Raw genomic sequence first — 8239 nt, forward strand, 5'->3', positions numbered from 1 at the left:
CTGTCTCCTGACTCCTTGCTAAATTTATGAAGATACCTTCAGGGGTTCTATAGCAGTTGCCATTACTGGCGCGGAAATTCTCAAATATAGTCACAGCAATAATTTAACTTCTGAATTCAGCTATATAACTGACTCCTGGAAATAGTCTAACTATATCAAACATTTATCAAACTGATATTATGCCAAAATATTCTACTACCTTGACAAAAATTAAAACTAGAAAATGTTTCCAGATAAGTAGTTTGGGAGCTATTTTATTTAGTCTGGCACTAAACCCCTTCCTATGGTTTCCTGCAAAAGTACAAGCACAAACAGATATTTATTGTCGGTTGTCACCAGAAGCGATCGCCGAAAAAGAAAATCTTCGCCAAGCAGTTTTAGGAGGAGATAAAGATGCAGAAAAAAAATATCAAGATATTCATATTCAACATAATATAGTTGTTGGCAATTGTCGCCTGAGAAATTGGCCGAGAACTCAAGGTATTTGGTTGCGACTATATCCTTGTGATGTTAGACCTGGAGAAATTGACAGGATACTAGATAAAGTTGTTAATTATGGCTATAACCAAGTATACATAGAAGCATTCTATGACGGACAAGTGCTTCTACCCGCAGCAAATAACCCTACAGTTTGGCCGTCTGTACTCCGCGTACCTGGTTATGAAAATGTCGATCTATTAGCTGATAGTCTCAGAAAAGCGAAGGAAAGAGGTTTGCGTGCTTATGCTTGGGTATTTACCATGAACTTTGGGTACACTTATTCCCAACTGCCCAACCGTCAACAAGCTTTGGCGCGTAATGGTAGAGGTCAAACAACTCTTGAAGTGATTCCAGATAATGTTAGTTTACATAACCAGTTAGGTGCGAGTCATGCTTTCCATACTTTCGTAGATCCTTACAGTCCGGAAGCACGTCAAGATTATAGCGTTATGGTGAATGAGGTGTTAAAACGCCAACCTCAAGGAGTTTTATTCGACTATGTTCGTTATTTGCGAGGAGTGGGGGGTGACTCTGTAGCGGATGAGGTAAAAGATTTATGGATATATGGAGAAGCTTCTCGAAATATTCTATTGCAACGCGCTAAAAATGAAGCGGGAAAGAAATTAATTAGAAAATTTTTAGACAAGGGGTATGTTACTTCTGGAGATATTTATGCTGTTTCTTCTAGGGAGTCTCCGAAATGGCAAAGTTTCTTTTCACCTTCTGGTAATGGCGACAAACTATCGAAAGGAGGTTCAGGAAGGCAGGTTTGGGAATTGAGTGTTGCTCATGCCGCTCAAGGAATATTAGATTTTCTCGAGGTGGCAACTCAACCAGTAAGGCAAAAAGGTCTGTCTACTGGTGCTGTATTTTTCCCCGGTGGGAATATGAGAATACGGGATAGTGGTTTTGACTCTCGTCTCCAACCTTGGGATCAATTTCCGACTTCGATGGAATGGCATCCAATGTCTTATGGAGCGTGTGGCGATCGCGACCCTAGTTGTATTGTTTCTAAAGTGGAGAGAGTTGTGAGTATGGCATCTGATGGGGTGAAGGTTATTCCGGCGATCGCTGGTACTTGGGGGGAACCTTTTAAAAATCGTCCTTCTTTGGAAATGCAAATGCAAGCTATTAGGAGAGCGACTCCTCAGATTAATGCTATTAGTCATTTTTCCTATGGTTGGCAACATATTGAAGAAACTCGCCTGCGGAAGTCATGTAGGTTATAAATTGGCTATTAAATACTCAAAAACTTTCTCAATTTTAACTAAATTCGGTTATGTAAAAATAGAATTATATTATGTCCGGTTGAATATATAATTAAAGCTCGTAGTTGGGCTTTAGCCCTAATATCAAGTTTCATTAATTAGCCAGAATAAATCAGCTACCTTTAGTCATCTAAAACCTTTAGTCATCTAAAGATGATTCAATTATGTATTCCATCTTTTGATATTGTGGTTAATCAATGCAACTTGATATAAGTAGATATATTTTTTTGGCTAGAGCAATTCTACAAACAAAATTATTTTGACAAATTACTATTTTAATTGATCAGAATCTATATCTATAGCAATCCTAAATAGGTTGTAGCAAAATTCCATACTGTAAAAGCTTTGGGAAATCGAAGAGTAGAGATATTTTTTGAGCTAGAGCAAAACTACAAACAAAATTTGATTTATCATAATCTATATCTATAGCTCCTGATTAATATTTATGACTGCCGAATCTCAAATTCAAAGGATGACTCCAGAAGAATATTTAGCATGGGAAGAAAAGCAACCCATGAAATATGAATATCTCAATGGCAAAGTTTACGGGATGACTAGAGAAACTCTTCCTCATAATGACATTGCCCTCAACTTAGCTTCTGCTCTGAAAAGTCATCTGCAAGGAAAAAGCTGTAAAGTTCAAATTGCAGATACTAAAGTCGGCGTTTCCAGCAACGGTCTTTTTTTCTACCCCGATATAGTGGTGAGTTGCGATCCACGAGATCGAGAATCTAGAAATATTATCTATTATCCCTGTTTAATTGTAGAAGTTTTATCATCCACTACGGAAGCTTTCGACCCCGCTCAAAAATTCCAACATTATCGTCAGATAGAAAGTCTCAAAGAATATGTTCTTATTGACTCGGAAAAGATATGTATTGAATATTATCAAATTAATGAAAAAAATAAATGGGAACTTACTACTTATTCTGTGGAGGAAATAGCTGATAGTCAACAGGAATTTTCGGTTAAATTAGAAAGCATTAATTTTGAATTTACTACTTCTTTATTGTACGAAAATGTAGTTTTCCCGGAAAAAATAAATCTTGAAAAGGAAAGAATAGAAAATCCGAAACAACAAGATTTTTCTTCTGCTGAAGACATTCAAGCTTCTGAAAAAGAAACTCCTGAAAAACAAACCAGATTAATCAGACGCATTGCAGATTGGTGGGTAACAACTCCTATTGAGAAATTTTTTGAAGATATAGACTATCTGTTAAAAAATGTGGCAATTTTAGATGTTGTTAGTTTGCTTGCCAATATTACTCTTATCCTTATTTTACTGAGCTGGTTAACGGAGTTTAAAGAACGAAAAGAACAAAGACATTTTTCTACCTGGAGTGTTATTAATGAAGGTCAAGGCGATAAATCTGGAGTTGTGACAACTGCATTAGAGCGATTAAATAAAGAAGGATTTTCTTTATCTGGTCTACAACTTAATAAAACGAATCTCCATGACGCTAACCTCAATGGAGCTAGACTCTTTCAAGCTAACTTCAGTGAAGCTATACTCAGTAGGGTTAAACTGACTAAAGCTAACCTGGTTTTAGTTAACCTCAGTCAAGTTTTCTTCATTGGAGCTGACCTCAATGAAGCTTATCTCAATGGAGCTAACCTTAGTAAAGCTAACATGATTGGAATTAATTTCACTGAAGCTGACCTTGGTGGAACTAACCTCAGTGAAGCGGACTTTGATTCAGCTAACCTTGATGGAGCAAACCTCCGTGGAACTTACCTTTTTAATGCCAAAAATCTGAGTAATGCACAAATAAAATTAGGCTGTAATTGGAAAGAAGCAACTTATGTAAAGAGTACAATACAAGCAAACAATATAGACACACTATTTGAAGAAAATTTAATGCCAAAAATCTGAGTAATGCACAAATAAAATTAGGCTGTAATTGGAAAGAAGCAACTTATGTAAAGAGTACAATACAAGCAAACAATATAGACACACTATTTGAAGAAAATATAGACACAATATCTGAAAAAAGAATAGACACTACAAGATTTGAATTCAAATGGATTCCTGAAGATAAGCAAGCTAACCAAAATAGAATAAAGAAGATTGAACAAGATAAAGATTCCGATCCTGAAATTCCTCCTGATTGTTCTAAATGGGAGTAAAGACTAACAAAAGTTTCTTGAAAACTAATGATTAATTCTTATGACTAAACAAACTCAAAGTATGACTCCAGAAGAATATCTAGCATGGGAACAACAGCAACCCATAAAATATGAATACATCAATGGGAAAGTTTACGGGATGACTAGAGAAACTTTTCCTCATAATAATATTGTCATCAACTTAGTTTCTGCTCTCAAAAGTCACCTGCAAGGAAAAAACTGTAAAGTCGAAATGACTGATACTAAAGTCGGCATTTCCACCAATAGTCATTTTTTCTATCCCGATCTAGTTGTCAGTTGCGACTCACGAGATCGAGAATCTAGAAATATTATCTATTATCCCTGTTTAATTCTAGAAGTTTTATCACCAAGTACGAAAACATTAGACCGGGGTAAAAAACTCCAACGTTATCGTCAGATAAAAAGTCTCAAAGAATATGTTCTTATTGACTCAGAAAATATATGTATTGAATGCTATCAACTTAATCAAAAAAATCAATGGAAACTTACTACTTATCCTCTTGAGGAAATAACTGATAGTCAACAGGAATTTTCGGTTCAATTAGAAAGCATTAATTTTGAATTAACTACTTCTTTATTGTACGAAAATGTAGTTTTCTCAGAAAAAATAAACATTGAAAAAGACAGAATAAAAAATCCGAAACAACAAGATTTTTCTTCTCCTCAAGACATTCCATCTCCTAAGAGAAAAACTCCTAAAAAACAAACCAGATTAATCAGACGTTTTTCAGATTGGTGGGAAACAACTCCTATTAAGAAGTTTATAGAAGATATAGACTATTTGGCAGTTTTAAATGTTGTTAGTTTGCTTGCCAATATTGCTATTATCTCTAGTTTAGTGACCTGGTTCACCGGGCCTGAAGAACGACAAGAAGAAAAACATTTTGCTACCTGGAGTATTATTAGTGATGGTCAAGGTGATAAATCTGGGGTTGTGAAAACTGCAGTAGAACGATTACACAAAGATGGGTTTTCTTTACTTGGTGTACAACTTGATGGAACTAACCTTGGTCTAGCTAACCTCAGTAAAGCTGACCTCAGTTTAGCTAACCTCAGTAAAGCTGACCTCAGTTTTGCTAACCTCCGTGAAGCTAACCTTCGTCTAGCTAACCTCCGTGAAGCTAACCTTCGTCTAGCTAACCTCCGTGGAGCTGACCTCAGTTTAGCTAACCTCAGTGAAGCTGACCTCAGTTTTGCTAACCTCAGTGGAGCTGACCTCAGTTTAGCTAACCTCAGTGAAACTGACCTCCTTTTAGCTAACCTCAGTGAAACTGATCTCACTTTAGCTAACCTCAGTAAAGCTAACCTTGGTCTAGCTAACCTCAGTGAAGCTAACCTCAGTTTAGCTGACCTTAGTGAAACTTACCTTGGTGGAACTTACCTTTTTAATGCAAAAAATCTCAGTAATGCACAAATAAAGTTAGCCTGCAATTGGAAAGCAGCAATTTATGTAAACGCTACATTAGTTGAAGATGAATATGAATATAGCATCTCATGGATTCCTGAAGATCAGCAAGCTAACCAAGAGAGAATAAAGGAAATTGAACAAGATAAAGATTCCGATCCGGAAATTCCTCCTGATTGTTCTAAATGGGAGAACTACTAACAAAACTTTCTTGAAAGTTAAAAAGCAGTAGGGAATATATTCTTATTGACTCAGAAAAGATATGTACTGAATGCTATCAAATTAATGAAAATAATCAATGGGAACTTACTACTTATTCTCTTGAGTAAATAACTGATAGTCAACAGGAATTTTCGGTTAAATTGGAAAGTATTAATTTTGAATTTACTACTTCTTTATTGTATGAAGATGTGGTTTTCCCGGAACAATAAATCAAGACCTCTCCCCCGACCCCTCTCCTGCAAGGAGAGGGGTGAAATGCTCCCCCTTCCCTTGCAGGGAAGGGGGTTGGGGGGTTAGGTTTTTAGTCTAGTGGCAAAGATAAAGATAATGAGAAAGAATAGAAAACAAAAATCAAGGAACAAAAAATTAGAGGAAAGAATAGAAAAGCTCAGACAACAAGGTTTTTATTTTCCTCCAAACATTCAATCTCCTAACAAAAAAACTCCTGAAAAACACACCAGATTAATCAGACGTATTGCAGATTGGTGGGAAACAACTCCTGTTGAGAAATTTTTAGAAGATGTAGACTATCTGTTAAAAAATTTGGCAATTTTAAATGTTGTTAGTTTGCTTGCCAATATTACTCTTATCCTTAGATTAGTGGGCTGGTTCACAGGGCGTGAAAAACGAAAAGAAGAACAACTTTTTTCTACCTGGACTATTATTAATGATGGTAAAGGCGATAAATCTGGGGTTGTGAAAACTGCAGTAGAACGATTACATAAAGATGGATTTGATTTATCTGGTTTACAACTTAATGAAACCAACCTTAGGACAGCTATATTCCCTGAAGCTGACCTCTTTGGAGCTAACCTTAGTGGAGCTAATCTCAGTTGGGTTAAACTCAGGAAAGCTGACCTCAGAGAAGCTAAACTCAGAGAAGCTAAACTCATTGGAGCTAACCTCATTGGAGCTAACCTTAGTGGAGCTAACTTTTTTAATGCAAAAGAACTCAGTAAGAAACAAATAAAAGTAGCTTGCAATTGGAAAAAAGCAATTTATGTAAAAGCTAGAACGGTTAGAGGTGAATGGAAACCTATAGACAAACAAGCTAATCAAGATAAAATCAAGGAAATTGAACAAGATAAAGATTCCGATCCTGAAATTCCTCCTGATTGTTCTAGATGGAAGAAGAACTAACAAAATTTTATTAAAAACTAAAAATTATGTATATATCTAAATATTTTATTTTACTTTTAATCTCATTACTTTCAGCCTGCACTTTTGAAACATCAAAAATCCCACCAGAAACAGAAACTTCCGACAAAAATTCTACATCTACAGTTACTCCAGATAATAACTCCCAGTTTATAGAAAATCTAGTAGAGAATTACCTCCAAAAAACTCAAGTCAAAACAAAGGTAAATCTAACTTTACCCGAAGCACAGAAAATTCAAAATCAGTTTGTAGCAGAAATTAGTAAAAGTCTCGGTCCGGTAGTTGGTTATAAGGCGGGATTAACTAATCAAAAAGCTCAAGCAAGCTTTAATGTTTCTCAGCCTTTGCGTGGTGTTTTTTTAGAAAAAATGTTATTGCAAAATGGTAGTGTTATTTCTGCTAAATTAGGCAGTCGCCCTATTGGGGAAGGCGATTTAATTATGAGGGTAGGAAGTGCAGAAATTAATAATGCTAAAACTCCCAGAGAAACTTTAAAATATTTAGATGCAGTTATCCCATTTATTGAATTAGGAGATTTAGTTTATAGTCAAGATATAAAATTAGACGCCCCCGCTCTTTTAGCAATTAATGTTGGAGCAAGAACAGGAATTTTAGGAGAACCTATTCCTGTAGCTGATACTGATGAATGGGAAAATCGTTTGAAAAGTTTACGAATAGAAATGTTAGACGAAAATGGCAAAGTATTAGCATCAGGAAATGGTACTGATTTATTAGGTAATCCCTTGAATGTTGTGTTGTGGATTAAAAATTCTTTGCAAGCAGAAGGAAAAGAATTGAAAAAAGGAGATTTACTTTCTTTAGGGAGTATGACTAGCTTTATTCCAGTCAAATCAAATTCTACTATTCGTGCCCGATATATAGATTTAGAACCCAATAAAACTGTGGAAATATTTGTCAAATTTGAATAGGCTCACACGGATTATGCCAGGGATACGCTCACGCGGATTATGCCACGGATATACGGATTAAGTTAAGAAATAACTCAACGATGATAACGCTTTGTTGGGTTATTCTTTGTTCTCCCTAACCTACATTATATGATACGATTTCTCAAATAATTTTAGATAGATGAAAAATGAAAATCCAAAAATTAGAATTTGGCGATCGCTCCGAATTTTGGTATTTGAAACTTATTGAATTTTTGCCATAAAACTGTAGAAATATTTGTCAAATTTGAGTAAGCAATGTGGGCTAAAAACCTAACCCCCCAACCCCCTTCCCTGCAAGGGAAGGGGGGGGAGATTCTTTCACAGGGGTAGGTTTTTAACAAAGGAGCGATCGCTCCCTTTAATTCAGTATAAAATTCTCAAAACAATGTACTTTTTTATACAATAAATACCTATAAACTCCCCCCTCCTCCTCCTCTTCCCCCTCTCCCCACACTTCTTTTAGATCAAAGGTAAAAAAACTACCCCTGTGAAGGGGAGATTCTCCCCTCTCCTCGCAGGAGAAGGGTCGGGGGAGAGGTATTCAACGTGATATGATTTCTCAAATAATTTTAGATAGATGAAAAATGAAAATCCAAAAATTAGAATTT

General features: G+C 35.8%; 5 protein-coding genes. All 5 read left to right on the forward strand.

All coding sequences use genetic code 11. From position 1 onward, the window contains the following. Positions 1 to 179: 179 nt before the first annotated feature. The 5 genes from ACP6PM_RS12555 to ACP6PM_RS12575 all read left to right on the forward strand — a co-directional run bounded on the left by ACP6PM_RS12555 (position 180) and on the right by ACP6PM_RS12575 (position 7610). Positions 180 to 1709, forward strand: a complete 1530-nt coding sequence (locus tag ACP6PM_RS12555; protein ID WP_426585060.1) for a glycoside hydrolase family protein — start codon at positions 180 to 182, stop codon at positions 1707 to 1709. Positions 1710 to 2193: 484 nt separating this feature from the next. Continuing rightward, positions 2194 to 3621: a Uma2 family endonuclease gene (locus ACP6PM_RS12560; RefSeq protein ID WP_426585062.1), complete on the forward strand. Its 1428-nt coding sequence runs from the start codon at positions 2194 to 2196 to the stop codon at positions 3619 to 3621. A gap of 294 nt (positions 3622 to 3915) precedes the next feature. After that, complete coding sequence (locus ACP6PM_RS12565; protein ID WP_426585064.1) at positions 3916 to 5502, forward strand: pentapeptide repeat-containing protein; 1587 nt, start codon at positions 3916 to 3918, stop codon at positions 5500 to 5502. Between the two features lie 348 nt (positions 5503 to 5850). Next, the gene (locus ACP6PM_RS12570) at positions 5851 to 6663 is read left to right on the forward strand and encodes a pentapeptide repeat-containing protein (RefSeq protein ID WP_426585066.1); all 813 of its coding nucleotides are present in this window, start codon (positions 5851 to 5853) and stop codon (positions 6661 to 6663) included. A gap of 26 nt (positions 6664 to 6689) precedes the next feature. Next, positions 6690 to 7610 (forward strand): 2-keto-4-pentenoate hydratase, encoded by a 921-nt coding sequence (locus ACP6PM_RS12575; protein WP_426585068.1) that lies wholly within the window; start codon positions 6690 to 6692, stop codon positions 7608 to 7610. Positions 7611 to 8239: the final 629 nt, after the last annotated feature.

Origin of the sequence: Dapis brunnea BLCC-M229, from assembly GCF_050015995.1 — a bacterium.
Classification (GTDB): Bacteria; Cyanobacteriota; Cyanobacteriia; order Cyanobacteriales; family Microcoleaceae; genus Trichodesmium.